Annotated in this window: 15 protein-coding genes; 5 read left to right on the forward strand and 10 right to left on the reverse strand. The window is 49.6% G+C overall.

Features of this window, described 5'->3' with window-relative positions; translation table 11 throughout:
* Positions 1-34 precede the first annotated feature (34 nt).
* The 7 genes from thpD to ACLPHM_RS06275 all read right to left on the reverse strand — a co-directional run bounded on the left by thpD (position 35) and on the right by ACLPHM_RS06275 (position 6,275).
* Positions 35-931, reverse strand: coding sequence for an ectoine hydroxylase (thpD, locus tag ACLPHM_RS06245; protein ID WP_430220386.1), 897 nt, complete (start codon positions 929-931; stop codon positions 35-37).
* Positions 932-951: 20 nt separating this feature from the next.
* Positions 952-1,341, reverse strand: a complete 390-nt coding sequence (locus tag ACLPHM_RS06250; RefSeq protein WP_430220387.1) for an ectoine synthase — start codon at positions 1,339-1,341, stop codon at positions 952-954.
* 24 nt (positions 1,342-1,365) lie between these two features.
* A complete protein-coding gene (ectB, locus tag ACLPHM_RS06255) occupies positions 1,366-2,625 on the reverse strand; it encodes a diaminobutyrate--2-oxoglutarate transaminase (protein ID WP_430220388.1) in 1,260 nt (419 codons plus the stop codon).
* Positions 2,626-2,726: 101 nt separating this feature from the next.
* Positions 2,727-3,239: a diaminobutyrate acetyltransferase gene (ectA, locus tag ACLPHM_RS06260; protein WP_430220757.1), complete on the reverse strand. Its 513-nt coding sequence runs from the start codon at positions 3,237-3,239 to the stop codon at positions 2,727-2,729.
* 53 nt (positions 3,240-3,292) lie between these two features.
* Entirely contained in the window at positions 3,293-3,820 is a 528-nt protein-coding gene (locus ACLPHM_RS06265) for a MarR family winged helix-turn-helix transcriptional regulator (RefSeq protein ID WP_135865395.1), read from the reverse strand.
* A gap of 152 nt (positions 3,821-3,972) precedes the next feature.
* Complete coding sequence (tldD, locus tag ACLPHM_RS06270) at positions 3,973-5,436, reverse strand: metalloprotease TldD (protein ID WP_430220389.1); 1,464 nt, start codon at positions 5,434-5,436, stop codon at positions 3,973-3,975.
* A 29-nt stretch (positions 5,437-5,465) separates the two neighbouring features.
* On the reverse strand, positions 5,466-6,275 hold the full coding sequence (locus tag ACLPHM_RS06275) for a carbon-nitrogen hydrolase family protein (RefSeq protein WP_430220390.1): 810 nt from the start codon (positions 6,273-6,275) through the stop codon (positions 5,466-5,468).
* Positions 6,276-6,427: 152 nt separating this feature from the next.
* Here ACLPHM_RS06275 and ACLPHM_RS06280 point away from each other — a divergent pair, with 152 nt between their 5' ends.
* Complete coding sequence (locus ACLPHM_RS06280) at positions 6,428-6,778, forward strand: H-NS histone family protein (protein WP_430220391.1); 351 nt, start codon at positions 6,428-6,430, stop codon at positions 6,776-6,778.
* Positions 6,779-6,821: 43 nt separating this feature from the next.
* Here the strand turns inward: ACLPHM_RS06280 and ACLPHM_RS06285 are convergent, their stop codons facing one another.
* On the reverse strand, positions 6,822-7,451 hold the full coding sequence (locus ACLPHM_RS06285) for a DUF4136 domain-containing protein (RefSeq protein WP_430220392.1): 630 nt from the start codon (positions 7,449-7,451) through the stop codon (positions 6,822-6,824).
* Positions 7,452-7,629: 178 nt separating this feature from the next.
* Between ACLPHM_RS06285 and pepN the strand changes: the two genes are divergently transcribed.
* Together pepN and ACLPHM_RS06295 are read left to right on the forward strand one after the other, a co-directional pair.
* Positions 7,630-10,320 carry an aminopeptidase N gene (gene pepN / locus ACLPHM_RS06290; protein WP_430220393.1) on the forward strand — a complete coding sequence of 897 codons (2,691 nt, stop codon included), beginning with the start codon at positions 7,630-7,632 and terminating at the stop codon, positions 10,318-10,320.
* 17 nt (positions 10,321-10,337) lie between these two features.
* Complete coding sequence (locus ACLPHM_RS06295) at positions 10,338-11,348, forward strand: class 1 fructose-bisphosphatase (protein ID WP_430220394.1); 1,011 nt, start codon at positions 10,338-10,340, stop codon at positions 11,346-11,348.
* 115 nt (positions 11,349-11,463) lie between these two features.
* Here ACLPHM_RS06295 and ACLPHM_RS06300 read toward each other — a convergent pair whose 3' ends face one another.
* Complete coding sequence (locus tag ACLPHM_RS06300; protein ID WP_430220395.1) at positions 11,464-12,450, reverse strand: quinone oxidoreductase family protein; 987 nt, start codon at positions 12,448-12,450, stop codon at positions 11,464-11,466.
* Positions 12,451-12,536: 86 nt separating this feature from the next.
* On the opposite strand from ACLPHM_RS06300, the gene ACLPHM_RS06305 reads away from it, so the two are divergent.
* A complete protein-coding gene (locus ACLPHM_RS06305) occupies positions 12,537-13,400 on the forward strand; it encodes a DMT family transporter (protein ID WP_430220396.1) in 864 nt (287 codons plus the stop codon).
* 3 nt (positions 13,401-13,403) lie between these two features.
* On the opposite strand, the gene ACLPHM_RS06310 is transcribed toward ACLPHM_RS06305, so the two are convergent.
* Entirely contained in the window at positions 13,404-14,882 is a 1,479-nt protein-coding gene (locus ACLPHM_RS06310) for a helicase HerA-like domain-containing protein (protein ID WP_430220397.1), read from the reverse strand.
* 140 nt (positions 14,883-15,022) lie between these two features.
* Between ACLPHM_RS06310 and ACLPHM_RS06315 the strand changes: the two genes are divergently transcribed.
* The gene (locus tag ACLPHM_RS06315) at positions 15,023-15,754 is read left to right on the forward strand and encodes a YebC/PmpR family DNA-binding transcriptional regulator (protein WP_430220398.1); all 732 of its coding nucleotides are present in this window, start codon (positions 15,023-15,025) and stop codon (positions 15,752-15,754) included.
* The last annotated feature ends 21 nt before the right edge of the window (positions 15,755-15,775 follow it).

A 15,775-nucleotide genomic window follows, 5' to 3' on the forward strand; every position in this document is an offset into this window, starting at 1 on the left:
GCCTGTAATGTTTTCTGCGCCGCCGTACTGATGACTACATCAGTGGCTGCACATGCTCTCTAGCTGCCACATATTCAGGGCGCGGTGCCAAGCCATACTTAGGTTGGCGTAGCTGATTTTCTACGCTGTTGTACACCACAAAGACATTGGCTCGCGGCCACGGCGATAAATTCCCCGCCGAGGCATGCAACGTATTGCAGTCAAAAAACACCACCGAACCGGCTTTGGCCTCTACCGCCTTCAACCCACCTTGATCCGAAAGCAAGCGTAAACTCAGCTCATCTGGCACACCTACCTCTTGTTGCCGCAAAGAGGTTTTGTAGTTTTCCTCTGGCGTTTCCCCCTGACAACTCACAAACTGTCTATGCGATTGCGGGATCAACATCAATGGACCATTACACGCGGTATTGTCGGTGAGCAAGAGTGAGCAACTCACTGCTCGCATCGCAGGCATACCGTCTTCCACATGCCAGGTTTCAAAGTCTGAGTGCCAGTAAAACTCTTTGCCATTGAGGGCCGGTTTTAAGTTGATACGCGATTGATGCACATAGACTTCTGAGCCCAGAATCTGCTTGGCCACATCCAGCACTCTAGGATCTCGCACCATTTGCCCTACCGCTTCAGCCAAGTAATGCACTCCAAACACAGAACGCAGTATCTGGCTATTTGGCTCTCGCACACACTCCGGTCGTTTGCGTAGTTGAGGATCGCTCTCTAACTGTTGCAAGGTTTGCCAGAGCTGCTGCACCTCGTCAGTATCAAACAAGCCATCCAGAACCAGAAAACCCTGTTCTTCGTAGCGCTGCAATTGTTGGGCCGTCAGCCCTTGTGCATACTCACCTTGTTCGTACACCACCGGTTCTTGGCGCACAATCAGTGCGCCGCCACGGTCTGTACGAGATACATAAGGATCTGCTACAGACACATTCATGTCATTACCTCCTTTACCTCTTAGGAAGACTGCAAAGGGTACACCCCTTTTTCGTCGTGTACTTCCTGACCTGTAAGGGGCGGGTTAAACACACAAATCACCCGCAATGGCTCTTTACCTCCACGCAGCCAATGCTCGTCATGCTCATTCAAGGCATACACCACACCATCGTGCAATGCGTACTTCTTGCCATCTTTGATGGTTTCTATTTCCCCATCACCTTCTATGCACCACACGGCTTCCAAGTGATTTTGATAATGAATGTGTGTTTCGGTACCTGGAAAAATCACCGTTTCATGAAATGAGAATCCCATACCGTCCTTGCTCAGCAAAACGCGTCTGCTGAGCCAATTGTCGGTACGTACCTCATCCACAGTGCCTTTTACATCCTCTACATTTCTCACAATCATGTTCTGTCTCCTTAGGTTAGTGGGTTAGGACAGCGCTGCAGTCACGCTGTTTTCAAGAATGGCTAAGCCTTGCTGCAATACCTCATGCTCAATCGTGAGCGCGGGTAACACTTTGACTACCTCGTCTTGTGCACCGGCTGTTTCAATCACCAAACCGCGCTCAAAACATCCTTGCGTAATGCGTTCAGCCAAACCATTCGGTGGGCACACTAAGCCTTGTATCAGGCCACGCCCTCGTACACTCAACCCCGCTTCGGGGTGACTCTGTACGATGTTTTCCAAGAAATCAGCCACACGTTCGGCCTTTTGCTGCGTTTGTTGTACAAACTGCCCGTCAGACCAGTAATGCTCTAACGCATGGGTAGCCCCTACAAATGCGAGGTTGTTGCCTCTAAAAGTGCCGCTGTGCGCACCCGGCTTCCACACATCCAACTCTGGCTTCAACAGTAGCAACGACATAGGTAAACCAAAGCCCGACAACGATTTGGACAACGTAATCATGTCTGGCTCTATGCCCATACCATCAAAGCTAAAGAAATTACCAGTACGGCCGCAACCCACTTGTATGTCATCAATAATCAACAACATATCGTGTTGCTTGCACAAACCTGCCAGCTCTTGCAGCCACGCTTTAGTCGCTACATTCACGCCGCCTTCACCTTGTACGGTTTCCACAATCACCGCCGCAGGTTTATCTAAACCACTGCTAGGATCGGTGAGCATGCGCTCAAAGTAGGCGAGCGTATTCACATCTGGGCCCAAGTAACCGTCGTAAGGTAAAAAGGTCACGTTACCCAGTGCCACGCCAGCCGCTTCACGGAATTTTCTATTGGCTGTCACCGCCAACGAACCACTGCTCACCCCATGAAAGCCGTGCGTAAATGACACCACATTGCTTCTGCCTTTGACCTGTCGTGCCAGTTTTAACGCGGCCTCCACCACGTTGGTTCCAGTAGGTCCGGTAAATTGCAGTACATACTCCCATCCACGGGGCTGTAATAAATGACGCTCTACTGCTTGCATGAATGCACGCTTGGCGCTGGTCGCCATATCCAAACCGTGCAAAACACCGTCAGCAGCTATGTAATCAATAATTTTCTGCTTAAGAAAAGGGTTGTTATGGCCGTAATTCAGCGTGCCTGCGCCGCTAAAAAAGTCCACATACTGTTTGCCTTGTTCATCAAAGAGTATGGAACCTTTTGCTTTGCTAAACACCACAGGAAAAGACCGTACATAACCACGTACCTCGGACTCCATCGTTTCAAAAATTTTAAGATCGGTCACAAGTTCGTTCTCCTTTTTTAGGGTGCATGTTTCCCTCCCACCTGATTCTCAGGTAGGTCTTACACACACCGTGATAAAACGTCACCCTCTAGTGGGGTGCCTTAGATTGCCGCACGCGTTGGCAAGGGGCCAATGCGCAGCAGCGGTTCTTCTGCATGTTGCTGTGGTCCAAAATGCTCAGCACCAAACCAAGCCTCTTCATTGAGGTCAGTGGAGTAATGCTCTGCCACCCGTGCAAACATGGCACGAGAAGCTGGATTGTCAGGACTAACCGTCGTTTCCACGTACTGAATGCGCGCAAGAGAAGCCCGCCGCAGTAATCGTTTGAGCATACGTATACCCAACGCTTGTCCACGGCACTGCTCATGCACGGCAACTTGCCATACAAACAGCACATCAGATTTAGAGGGAGGAATGTAGGCAGACACAAATCCGACGATGCGGCCCTGCTGTTCTGCTACGAGACTGGTTTGCGAAAAATGCGTGGTGAGAAGAAGGTAGGCGTACAGTGAATTTACGTCCAAAGGTGGACACGCCTGAATGAGTTGATGAATGCGTGCCCCGTCTTTCTCTGACGGGGCACGCAGAACAACATCTGCGTCTGTCTCCGCCAATTTCGCCGGCTGTGCCGGCTTGGCTGATGTTACGAATGTAGTAGTGGTATCACTCACACGACCAACCCGGATTCGGGAGGAACACCCCCGACCGGGACCTCCAGAATTGGTGTGATGGAATCCAATGGCTCAGAGGCCACTTCAGGATCCGAATCAATTAAGTGAACAATGCGCTCTAATGACAATGTAATAGTCGCCCTTTCTTGCTCAGGCAAATCATTGAGCGCATCCGCTAATTTCTTCTGCAATGGGGAAGGTGTGTCTTTCGCTAACTGAATACCTTCTTCAGTTGGGGTGACATACACGATACGACGGTCTTCTTTACCTCGTTCACGGCGGATTAGATTTTTGTCTTCCAATCTATCCAAAATACCCACAACCGTACTAGGGCTGACATGCATTTCACGACTAATAGCCGTTGCCGTCAGTGGCGCCTTATCAATGACCGCTCGTAAACAGATCAGCTGCGGAGCAGTGATTTTGTTGTACGCCGATAATTGACGTGAGTGCAGTGCAATAGAACGAGTAATCATGCGCAGTGCACGTAGAATGCGCAAATCGTATCCATCTTCAGTCTTCATTGACAACACATAACCCAAAACAAAAAATAGTTTGAACTGAAATAATATGACTTCTAATAATTTTAGTCAAATGCTTACCGCCTAAACGGTCCAAAAAAATGCCGAACATGTAGATGCTCGGCATTCTGTACTACACAGACCAAGCGCTATTCCTAGCCGCCGGTACCGCCAACGGTTAGGCCATCAATACGCAGTGTTGGCATGCCTACGCCCACTGGCACGCTCTGCCCTTCTTTACCGCATGTACCCACGCCCGAATCCAGCGCCATGTTATTACCAATCATGCTGACTTTATTCATGGCATCAAAACCGTTACCAATTAGCGTTGCACCTTTAACCGGGCACACCAACTTACCGTTTTCAATCAACCATGCCTCAGAGGTAGAGAACACAAATCGACCACTGGTGATATCCACTTGGCCACCACCAAAGTTAGACGCATAAATACCGTTTTTCACCGAGGCAATAATTTCATCGTGCTCATGCTGACCACTGAGCATGTAGGTATTGGTCATGCGCGGCATAGGCACATGCGCGTACGACTCTCGTCTACCATTACCGGTTAGTGGTGCATTCATAAAGCGCGCATTGCGACTATCTTGCATGTAACCCTTTAAGATACCGTCTTCGATAAGCACGGTGCGTTGTGTAGGGTTACCTTCGTCGTCCACATTCAAGGAACCACGCCGATCAGCCAAGGTACCGTCGTCAATCACCGTAACGCCGGATGCCGCTACTTTTTCACCAATGCGTCCCGAGAACATACTGGAGCCTTTATGGTTAAAGTCGCCCTCTAGACCGTGACCCACGGCCTCATGCAGCAAAATACCCGGCCAACCCGACCCCAACACTACCGTCATCTGCCCAGCAGGCGCAGCAATAGCATCCAGCGAGCGCATCGCCGAACCCACCGCTTGCTCTACGTATTGATCAATAATCTCATCTGAGAAATAGGCCAACCCAAACCGGCCACCGCCGCCAGAGGAACCCATCTCTCGTCTACCGTCGCGCTCAACCACCACATTCAGCGACAAACGTACCAAAGGACGCACATCGGCCACCAAACGGCCATCGCTGCCAGCAATCAGCACTACATCGTATTCAGCGCCCAAACTCGCCATCACTTGGATCACAGCAGAATCTGCCGCTCGTGCACGGTTTTCTACGCGCTCTAGCAAGGCTACTTTTTCAGCCGCACTCATGGTGAGCAAAGGGTCTTGCGCAGGGTATAACAAAGCTTGCGCCTGAGCAGGTGCTACATACCCTTTTACGCGTTTGTTTTGCCCTTGACGACCAATGCTGCGCACTACACGAGCAGAAGACAGCAAGGCATCTGGGCTTAAGGTATCGGAATACGCAAACGCCGTTTTCTCACCAGACAGCGCACGAACACCCACACCTTGCTCAATAGAGAAACTACCGGCTTTAACAATACCTTCTTCCAGACTCCAACCTTCGCTGCGCGTATATTGAAAATACAGATCAGCATAGTCCACTTTATGCTCAAAGATTTCGGACAACGCTTGATCCAAATTTGCTTCGTTTAACCCCCAGGGTTCCAACAAAACAGATCGGGCAATTCCTAACGCTTCAGTGGTTGGATTACTCGGTTTCATATATGCTGCACATCCTTTAAACAACTTGATTACATAACACGGTGTGCCAACGCTGGCAGGTTTTCCCGTATTTGTCGTAAATAATTCAGGTCAAGTACACCAGAAACACATCCCGGCCCCTCACCCAATACATTTTGCACCTCACCCCACGGGGTAATCAACATGGAATGCCCCCATGTGCGGCGGCCATTTTCATGTTTGCCGCCCTGAGCCGGTGCCAACACATAACATTGATTTTCTATAGCACGCGCACGCAGCAAAATCTCCCAATGCGCCTGCCCAGTAGTATAGGTAAAAGCAGAGGGTATCACTAATAATTGTATGTCGCCCATCGCCCTGAACAACTCAGGAAAACGCAGGTCGTAGCACACTGCTACCCCCACTCGACCAAACGGCGTCTCGAACACATGCGGCTCTGGTTTTCCGGCTTGAATAGAAATCGCTTCGTTATAGGATTCACTACCTTTGCTAAAACTAAATAAGTGTATTTTGTCGTAGCGCGTAATTCGTTGACCGTCCGGACCATAAACCAATAATGAATTGTAAATACGATTTGGATCATTCGTTTCTATAGGTAATGTTCCACCTATTATCCAGATAGCATATTTTTTGGATAATTTATATAGAAAATTCTGAATTTGCCCACTACCATCTGACTCTTTTAGCGCCAGTTTGTCACGGTCCTTATGTCCCATGAAACAGAAGTACTCTGGCAGTGAGACCAATTGGCAACCAGACTCCGCTGCCTCGCGAATCAACTTTTCGGCTTGGTACAAATTATCATCTAGTAAAGATGATGAAACCATTTGCAAAGCAGCAACTTGAAATGAAGAAAGCATGACTACGGGTTTCCTAAACGAAAACAAATTAAGTATTTACAGGGCTCAAAAAAAAACTATAATTTCATACTAGTGCAAAAATCTCAGAATTAAAAAAGCTTCATTTTTAAGATTGCGCTAGATTCAAATCCCTAACTAACAAAGGAACTATAATGCCACAAGAGTCCTACACTGCTGAAAAGCAAAAAATCGAGAAAGAAATTCTCAAGCTACAGCGTCAAATGCGTACACTGCAAACACGTCAGCGTCGCCCTGTAATCAACTCCATCATCCGTTCAATGGTGGATTACGATATTACGTTGGAAGAAATCACCGAAGCCTATAGCCGTCGCGGTACACGCAGCGCTACAGCCGGTGAAGGCGCTGCTAAAAGCGCACTGCCACCAAAATTTCATAATCCAGCAACGGGTGAAACATGGACAGGCCGTGGCCGTCCACCTCGTTGGATTACTGACGCTGAAGCAGCTGGTAAAAGCCGAGACAGTTTTTTGATTAAAGATTAAATCAACGTTAACTGTCTGGCTTTTCCAAAGCGCAAGTATTCATTTACTTGCGCTTTATTTTTACCTCTCGCACCTGCCCATTACTACCAGGAAAATCTTCAAAAATCGATTGCGCTAGGCTAGCCATTTCTGCCAATAGACCGCGACCATCATCATCGGTAACAGCCGTAGCACGATACACCTCTTTGTTGTCCTGTGTCGTATCCAGAATCAACACGCTCAAGCTGTACTCTTTATATTCAACAGGCACATTCACGACACGTGGACTGTAATAAATACCGCCGCCCCACCCGCCATAGTAGCCCATATACCCCCCCCAACCTGGCCAGAAAGGCCCCCAGCCATCAACATAAGGATCGGCAAAACGTTGTGCCCAGCCTTTTTTGTTTTGATCGCTGTAGTCTAAATGCACAATAAAGCGGGCATTTTCAGCACCCTCTACTAAACCTGTAGGCCCCATTGCGGCGCGTACAGTATCAGCAATAGACTCAAATTCTATTTTCCCTGCCTGCGCTGGGCCTGGTTCTATACGATACGTTTGTCCCATCGTATTTTCTGGCCAAAACTCAAACGTAGACACTTTTGCTGACCACGTATTGGCACACCCAGTCAATAACAGACCGGCAAATACCCAGATCAGGGCGCGCATTCCACTAAAAATCCGTTTGCCCATTTTCAGCCTCTTTTAATGTAAATGGTTCCTAAAAAACCAGCACAAAATAAGCAAATGCTCATCACGCACATCATACCGTCAAAATACAGCTGAATGCGGTTACAGTTAGCAATACTGAAGAACTTAGCTATTCGCACTACAATTAAGGCTGACTCAAACCTGTTTCACTTCATCCGTCATGCGTACTGAAATCAGCCCTACTATTAATCGCCACGATTGGAAGGCTTTTGCGTTCCAAATCCCAGATATCAGCCTGACGCTGGAACTGGATAACGACCTCACCACCGTCACCACTCAATTCACCGCATCCATGCTGCAAGCAGGCCCTCAGGTCTTAGAGCTGCACGGCGAGGAATTGACTCTGGTCAGCCTAAAGGTAAATGGCCAGCTTTGGGATGCATCGCGTTATTCGCTTGATGCCCAAATGCTGCGTATCCCTCTGGATTCCCTACAGAGTGAGATCGAAATTATCAGCCAATGTTCCCCATCACAAAACAGTGCCTTGATGGGGCTATACGTTTCTAACCAACAGCTATTCACACAATGTGAACCTGAAGGCTTTAGACGTATTGCTTGGTTTGCTGACCGCCCTGATGTGATGTCACGTTATCACGTAACGCTGATTGGCGATGCCACCCGTTACCCCATGATGCTCTCTAACGGCAATCTGATTGATTCTCAGCCATTGCCAGACGGTCGCCAACAAGTAGTGTGGGAAGATCCCTTTCCAAAACCCTCTTATTTATTTGCAGTAGTTGCTGGTAACTTTGATTGCCGCGAGAAACGCGTCAACACAATGTCTGGCCGTGATGTGCTGCTGCAAGTTTATAGCGACCCCGGTGATGGCGATAAAACAGCATGGGCACTAGAAAGCCTAGAGCGCTCATTACGCTGGGATGAACAACGTTTTGGCTTAGAGCTGGATCTGGACCGCTACATGGTCGTGGCCGCCCGCGATTTCAATATGGGCGCGATGGAAAATAAAGGCCTGAATGTTTTTAACTCTGCCTATGTATTAGCCGACCCGCAAACCACCACAGATGCCAGCTACAGAGATATAGAAGCTGTCATTGGTCACGAATACTTCCATAACTGGACAGGCAACCGTGTTACCTGCCGCGACTGGTTCCAACTATCGCTGAAAGAAGGTCTGACTGTTTTCCGTGAGCAAGAGTTCTCGGCTGATATGTTGGCTGCCGGCTTAGACAGCGCAGAGGCAGCTAGCGCCAAAGCCGTCAAACGCATTGATGATGTGTGTACATTGCGCGTTGCCCAATTCAGCGAAGACCGTGGCCCTATGGCCCACCCTATTCGCCCAGAGAGCTACGAAGAAATCAGCAACTTCTATACTGCCACCATTTATGAGAAAGGCGCAGAAGTTATTCGCATGCAGCACACGCTGTTAGGCGAAGAGGATTTCCAAGCGGGTATTAAAGAGTATTTCCATCGCCATGATGGGCAAGCCGTTACCTGCGATGACTTCATCGCAGCGATGGACTCGGTGTATAGCCGCACCCATCCCGGCAAAAACTTAGACGTGTTCCGTCGTTGGTATCAACAAGCTGGCACACCAACAGTGTCGGTACAAGAGCACTACGACGCCACCACACGCCAATACAGACTGCAACTGCGTCAACATAACCCTGCTGTAGGCATAGAGCGTCTAGAGGCTGCCAAAACGCCCAAACTGCCGTTGCTGATTCCTATCAAAATGGGCTTGTTAGATCTGCAAGGCAACAGCTTAAGCGTAGAGCTAAATGGCGAGCGTCATACCGAGTTCTTGCTAGAACTGGATACAGAAGAACAAAGCTGGACCTTTGATCACGTAGAAAGCCAACCCGTGCTGTCTATACTGCGTGACTTCTCCGCCCCCGTACAACTGCAACACAAACAAAGCCTAGACACCCTACAGTTACTGGCACGCTTTGATAGCAATAGTTTTGGTCGCTGGGAAGCGGCACAACAACTGGCCCGTATGGCACTGCTAGAGCTATCTACTGACACCTCAGCACCTCTGACGCACGCAAGCGTACAAGCGGTTGTGCAAGTATGGGAAGAGCTGTTGCACGATCACAGCCTATCGCCTGCATACTTAGCACGTGTTTTGTCGCTGCCATCGGTACGCGAACTGCAAACCTTGCAAAACCCGATGCGCCCCTTGGACTTGGCACACGCTCGCCATCGTCTGCAGGTACATTTGGGTGAGCGTTTGGCCGCCTTGTGGCAACAACGCTTTGCACAGCACCAACTGCCACAGCAACCCTATTCGCCTGATGCCTTGTCAGCCGGCCACAGAGCATTAAAAAATCTGGCGTTGCATTACCTGTGCGCTACGACGGATGCACAAGCCTTGGCTGCCGCACAAAAGCAATACGAAAATGCCAACAACATGACAGACTCTCTAGCAGCATTGCAAGCTATAGTCTATTATGCGAAACCTTCGGACAGTAAACCCTATCTAGATAGCTTTTACACCAAATGGCAGCACAATCCCTTGGTGGTAGATCGCTGGTTTAGCGTACAAGCCTGCTCACCCCAAACGGATGTTGCCGCCCTGCGTGCATTGATGCAGCACCCGGCCTTCACACTGCGCAATCCTAACCGTGCCCGTTCCCTGATTTTCCAATTCTGCATGAATAACAGCACTGCTATACATCAAGTAGAAGGTTACGAGTTCTGGGCCGAGCAAGTCATTGCTTTGGATGCGCTGAATCCTGAAATTGCCGCGCGCCTTGCACGTGCTTTTGACAACTGGGCGCACTACGCTGAGCCCCAACGCCATGCTTTGCACAGCGCCTTTTTGCGACTGCAAGAGCAGGCACAATCTGCCAACGTGACTGAGATCGTTGGCAAAGCACTCAATATCTGATCCCCCGGAGCATTACGTTGAAAAAAAACCTGACTCAATATTTGATTGAACAAGAACGTCAGACCCAAAGCGTTCCTACTGAACTGCGTCTGCTAATTGAAACCATTGCACGCACCTGCAAAGCTATCGCTCAAGCGGTAAACAAAGGCGCTTTGGGCAATGTGCTGGGTAGCCAAGATACCGAAAACGTACAAGGTGAAATCCAGAAAAAACTGGATGTAATTTCCAACCAAATGCTGTTGGACGCCAACGAGTGGATTGGCTGCTTGGCAGGGATGGCATCAGAAGAAATGGAGTTGCCCCACCCTATTCCGGCACACTACCCCACAGGCGACTACCTGCTGTTGTTTGATCCTCTGGATGGTTCTTCTAACATCGACGTCAACGTATCCATCGGTACTATTTTCTCGATTCTGCGTCAGCCTGAAGCCGCTAAAGGCCGTGTGGCCACCGAGCAAGACTTCTTGCAAGCTGGTACACAGCAAGTGGCTGCTGGTTACGCCGTCTACGGCCCACAAACCATGCTGATCTTGTCTATTGGTCAAGGCGTAGTAGGCTTTACGCTAGACCGTGAAACAGGCTCTTGGTTGTTGACTCAAGAAAACATTCGTATCCCAGAAGAAACTCAAGAGTTCGCCATCAATATGTCGAATATGCGCCACTGGGAAGCCCCCGTAAAACGCTACATCGACGAGTGCTTGGCTGGTAAAGAAGGCCCGCTGGGTAAAAACTACAATACCCGCTGGATCGCCTCTATGGTGGCTGATGTGCATCGCATTCTGAACCGTGGCGGTATTTTCATGTACCCACGTGACCACCGCGAGTCTGTGCGTCATGGCAAGCTGCGTTTGATGTACGAAGCCAACCCAATGAGCTTCTTGGTAGAGCAAGCCGGTGGCGCATCGGTAGATGGCAGCCGTCGCATTCTGGATCTGCAACCCGAACACCTACACCAACGCACTGGTGTGATTTTGGGTTCCAAGAAAGAAGTTGAGCGCTTGCAAAAATACCATCAAGAAGCCAACTAATCATGTGCTGTGGGCCGTACGCCCACCATGCTGCACTCATAACGATGCAACGTGACGCCTTATAAAAAAAGCCGGATGCTCTATAAGAGATCCGGCTTTTTTGTATGTTGCTGATTTAATCCAGCGTCAAAATAGTAGAGCCCACTGTTTTACGTGATGCTAATGCCTCATGTGCTTTAGCCACGTCGCGCAGAGGGAAACGCTGACCAATATCTACCTTGATATTGCCGGCCAAAATCTGCGCAAACAAATCATCCGCTGCCGCTTGCATCGTTTCTAGCGTAGGCACAAAACTCGCTAAGATAGGACGTGTCACATACAACGAGCCATGCTGTGCCAGCACGCCCAGGTTCACCCCTGTCACCGCACCCGAGGCATTACCAAAGCTCACCATCAAGCCGCGAGGACGCAAGCACTTCAATGAAGTTTCCCACGTTGCTTTACCCACACCGTCGTACACCACAGGAACCATTGCACCGTCGGTAAGTTCGCGTACTCGCTGCACTACATCTTCGGTACTGTAGTTGATGGTTGCCCACGCGCCATTGTCTTTAGCCATCTGCATTTTTTCAGCGCTAGATGCTGTACCAATCACACGTACACCCATGGCATTCGCCCATTGGCATGCCAAAGAGCCTACGCCACCGGCGGCGGCATGAAACAAAATAGTGTCGCCTTTTTTCAGGTCATACACTTGGCGCAACAAATACTGAACGGTTAGCCCTTTCAGCATGATGGCAGCACCTTCCTCAAAGCTAATACCCTCTGGCAAGCGCACAACGCGATTAGCGGGGATATTACGCGCTTCGGCATATGCACCCAGCGGGCCTTGGCCGTACGCCACTCTATCGCCCACTTTGACGTGATGTACGTCTTTACCAACAGCCTCAACAATACCGGCGGCCTCAAAACCCAAGCCATGTGGCAATGGGCTAGGATACAAACCATCACGGAAATAAATATCAATAAAGTTGAGACCTATGGCTTTGTGGCGAACACATACCTCGTTATCGGCTGGAGCGGACAGTGGTACGGACACCCACTTCAACACTTCTGGACCACCATTTTTCTCTATACGTATTGCGTTGACTTCTGTTGCCATGACGAACTCCTTCTGTCTCTACGTTATGATTTAAGCATCATTAACTGTTCAACCCTTAAATCTACCCTGTTCACCTATATTCGACAATGACCCATCAACGCGCCTTACTCCAGAGCCATCTGGCCGCTGTACTTTTTGGTCTCACTGGTATTCTGGGGGAGTTGATCAAGAGCGATCCCATCATGATCACCACCTTCCGCGCATTCTTTGCGGCCATGGTGCTGTTTTTGATCATTCGCTCTCAAGGTAGACGACTCACTGAAGGCTTGAACAAAAAAGATGCTGGCATGCTACTGCTGGCCTCTATTATGCTGGCCATACACTGGGTCAGCTTCTTTATTGCGGTCAAAACTGGCGGTATTGCCATCGCCACACTGGGGTTTGCCAGCTTCCCTGCTTTTATCACGTTAAGTGAATGGCTAGTACTACGCGAGCGCGTTCGTACGGATGAATGGTTAATTCTGGGGCTGGTCACATTTGGGTTGATTCTGGTGACCCCAGAATTCGATCTCGCCGCTGAAGCCACCATAGGTTTGCTTTGGGCTGTGTTATCGGGCTTTACCTTTGCGCTCTTTACGATCATCAATAGACGCACGGCTTCGCACATGCCAGCCCTACAAGTGGCCTATTGGGAAAACCTCTTTGTCACGCTCTTGTGCTTGCCCTTTGCCCTACCCTATTTGGGGCAACCTAGCACAGCGGACTGGTTCTGGATGGCCATGCTAGGCATATTCTGCACGGCACTGTCACACTACTTGCTGGTCTCTAGCCTGACACGTATGAATGCTCGTAGCGCTGGCATTATCATTGCGCTAGAGCCCATTTACGCCATCGCCTTTGCGGCACTACTCTTTGCACAATACCCTAGCATTCAAGCCATACTGGGTGGGACGATCATTGTGGGGGCTATAGTTTGGTCAGGCATGCGTAAACAGCCTGACCAAAGCTAAGCGTTATTTACTGCGTAACAACGAACCCAACACGCCACGTAAAAACTTTGTGGCACCTCGTCTGGCTTCGGTTTTGATGGTGGCTTGTACCAAACCATCTTTACGCCCCCCTCTAGGCCCGGTAGAGCCAAACAGGAAGTCATTCAGCATGCCCACCACCCCTGAATTCTTTTCAGCGGAGGCTTGAGTTTGCTGAGCGGCTTCTTGCTCTTGCTTCATCAGCACCTCATAGGCCGATTCTCGGTCAATGCTGGTGTCGTATTTCAGACCAAACAACGACGCTGCCAAAATTTGTTTTTTCTCTGCTTCCGTGGCTGGGCCAATGCGGCTACCAGGCGCATACATCCATACACGCTCCGTAGGTGTAGGAATCCCTTTAGCATCCAACATCGAGACTAACGCCTCACCCACACCCAACTCGGTAATGGCTGCCTCAATATCCAGCCCCTGATTAGGACGCATCGTTTGTGCAGCAGTTTTCACGGCTTTCTGATCACGTGGTGTATAAGCGCGCAAGGCATGCTGTACTCTATGACCCAACTGTCCCAACACAGCCTCAGGAATATCCAATGGGTTTTGGGTGACAAAGTAAATCCCCACCCCTTTAGAGCGCACTAAACGCACCACTTGTTCGATTTTTTCCACCAAGGCTTTGGGGGCTTCATTGAACAGCAAGTGCGCTTCGTCAAAGAAAAACACAAACTTCGGTTTATCCAAATCACCCACTTCAGGCAAACGTTCATAGAGCTCTGCCAACATCCACAATAAAAAGACAGAGTACAGACGAGGCGACTGTATTAAACGATCCGCCATCAGCACGTTGACCGTCCCTTTGCCTTGCGCATCGGTACGAATCCAATCGGCAATATCCAATGCAGGTTCACCGAAGAACTGCTCGGCACCTTCACTTTCCAAACGTAGTAGCGCACGCTGAATCGCCCCTACCGAGGCAGCAGACACATTCCCATATTTGGCTCGTAGCTCTGTGGCTCGCTTGGTCACATGATTCAGCATGGCGCGCAGATCTTTCATGTCCAACAACAGTTGGCCTTCATCATCTGCCAGTCGGAAGGCAATATTCAAAATACCTTCTTGGGTGTCATTCAGCTCTAGGATACGAGCCAACAACATAGGGCCCATGTCGGACACCGTCGCACGTATAGCGTGACCGGATTGCCCAAACACATCCCAAAACACTACGGAGTTACCGGAGAATTCTGGTGTAGGTAACCCCAACTCTTGTAATCTGGCTTCCAGCTTGGGGTTAGTTTCCCCTTTCATGGCGATACCGCTTAAGTCGCCTTTGACATCAGCCACAAAAACCGCTGTGCCTTGACGGGAAAAAGCCTCAGCCATCAACTGTAGACTAATAGTTTTCCCTGTACCCGTCGCGCCTGTAATACAGCCGTGCCGATTTGCCATACGCGGCAACAGCACAACCTCAGCCGCCTTTCCTCGTGCAAGATTGATTGTTTCTGCCATGACTCTATCCCAGATAAAAAATAGCCTGCTATATACTACAGGTACCTGATGCTGCCAGTGTAGTGCAGGCGAAGTTTTACGCACAGGTTAAAATAGTGATCTGAAACGTAATTTTATAATTTTTAAATTGGTACGAAGTTATGGCCGGACATAGTAAATGGGCGAATATTCAGCACCGTAAAGGGCGTCAAGATGCCAGACGCGGCAAGCTGTGGACTAAAATCATCCGTGAAATCACCGTTGCTGCACGCGAAGGTGGGCCTGACCCCGACTCCAATCCCCGTCTACGTTTAGCCTCTGAAAAAGCCGCTGCGGCGAACATGCCTAAAGACAACGTTAACCGTGCGATTCAACGTGGTGCTGGTGGCGCAGATGGCGCTAACTTCGAAGAAATCCGGTTTGAAGGTTATGGCATTGGTGGTGCTGCCGTCATTGTGGACTGCATGACCGATAACCGTCAGCGTACCGTCTCCGATGTGCGTCACGCTTTTAGTAAACATGGCGGAAATCTGGGTATTGATGGCTCAGTTGTGTTCCAATTCCAACACTGTGGGCAGTTTCTCTTTGCCCCAGGCGCTGATGAAGACAAAATCATGGAAGTAGGCCTAGAGGCCGGGGCAGATGACATCATGACCGACGAAGAAGGTCTGATCGAAGTCGTTTGTTCTCCATCCAACTATGCAGCAGTCAACCAGGCCTTTAACGATGCAGGCCTGAAACCCGAAGTCAGTGACGTCATCATGAAAGCGTTAAGCGAAACTGAGCTAGAAGGCGATGACGCTGAAAAAATGCAAAAAATGCTAGATGCCCTTGAGGGTCTAGACGACGTGCAAGAGGTGTACACCACTGCCGTCATGGATGAAACCGAATAATCCTGTTAACCCTGTGGGGCG

It is taken from the genome of Paenalcaligenes sp. Me131 (assembly GCF_050487225.1).
Lineage (GTDB): Bacteria > Pseudomonadota > Gammaproteobacteria > Burkholderiales > Burkholderiaceae_B > Paenalcaligenes.

Bases quoted from the DNA above. Each gene is read 5' to 3' on its own strand.
- thpD (WP_430220386.1), bottom strand. From the start codon at position 931: ATGAATGTGTCTGTAGCAGATCCTTATGTATCTCGTACAGACCGTGGC.
- ACLPHM_RS06250 (WP_430220387.1), bottom strand. From the start codon at position 1,341: ATGATTGTGAGAAATGTAGAGGATGTAAAAGGCACTGTGGATGAGGTA.
- ACLPHM_RS06265 (WP_135865395.1), bottom strand. From the start codon at position 3,820: ATGAAGACTGAAGATGGATACGATTTGCGCATTCTACGTGCACTGCGC.
- tldD (WP_430220389.1), bottom strand. From the start codon at position 5,436: ATGAAACCGAGTAATCCAACCACTGAAGCGTTAGGAATTGCCCGATCT.
- ACLPHM_RS06275 (WP_430220390.1), bottom strand. From the start codon at position 6,275: ATGCTTTCTTCATTTCAAGTTGCTGCTTTGCAAATGGTTTCATCATCT.
- ACLPHM_RS06280 (WP_430220391.1), top strand. From the start codon at position 6,428: ATGCCACAAGAGTCCTACACTGCTGAAAAGCAAAAAATCGAGAAAGAA.
- ACLPHM_RS06285 (WP_430220392.1), bottom strand. From the start codon at position 7,451: ATGGGCAAACGGATTTTTAGTGGAATGCGCGCCCTGATCTGGGTATTT.
- pepN (WP_430220393.1), top strand. From the start codon at position 7,630: ATGCGTACTGAAATCAGCCCTACTATTAATCGCCACGATTGGAAGGCT.
- ACLPHM_RS06300 (WP_430220395.1), bottom strand. From the start codon at position 12,450: ATGGCAACAGAAGTCAACGCAATACGTATAGAGAAAAATGGTGGTCCA.
- ACLPHM_RS06305 (WP_430220396.1), top strand. From the start codon at position 12,537: ATGACCCATCAACGCGCCTTACTCCAGAGCCATCTGGCCGCTGTACTT.
- ACLPHM_RS06310 (WP_430220397.1), bottom strand. From the start codon at position 14,882: ATGGCAGAAACAATCAATCTTGCACGAGGAAAGGCGGCTGAGGTTGTG.
- ACLPHM_RS06315 (WP_430220398.1), top strand. From the start codon at position 15,023: ATGGCCGGACATAGTAAATGGGCGAATATTCAGCACCGTAAAGGGCGT.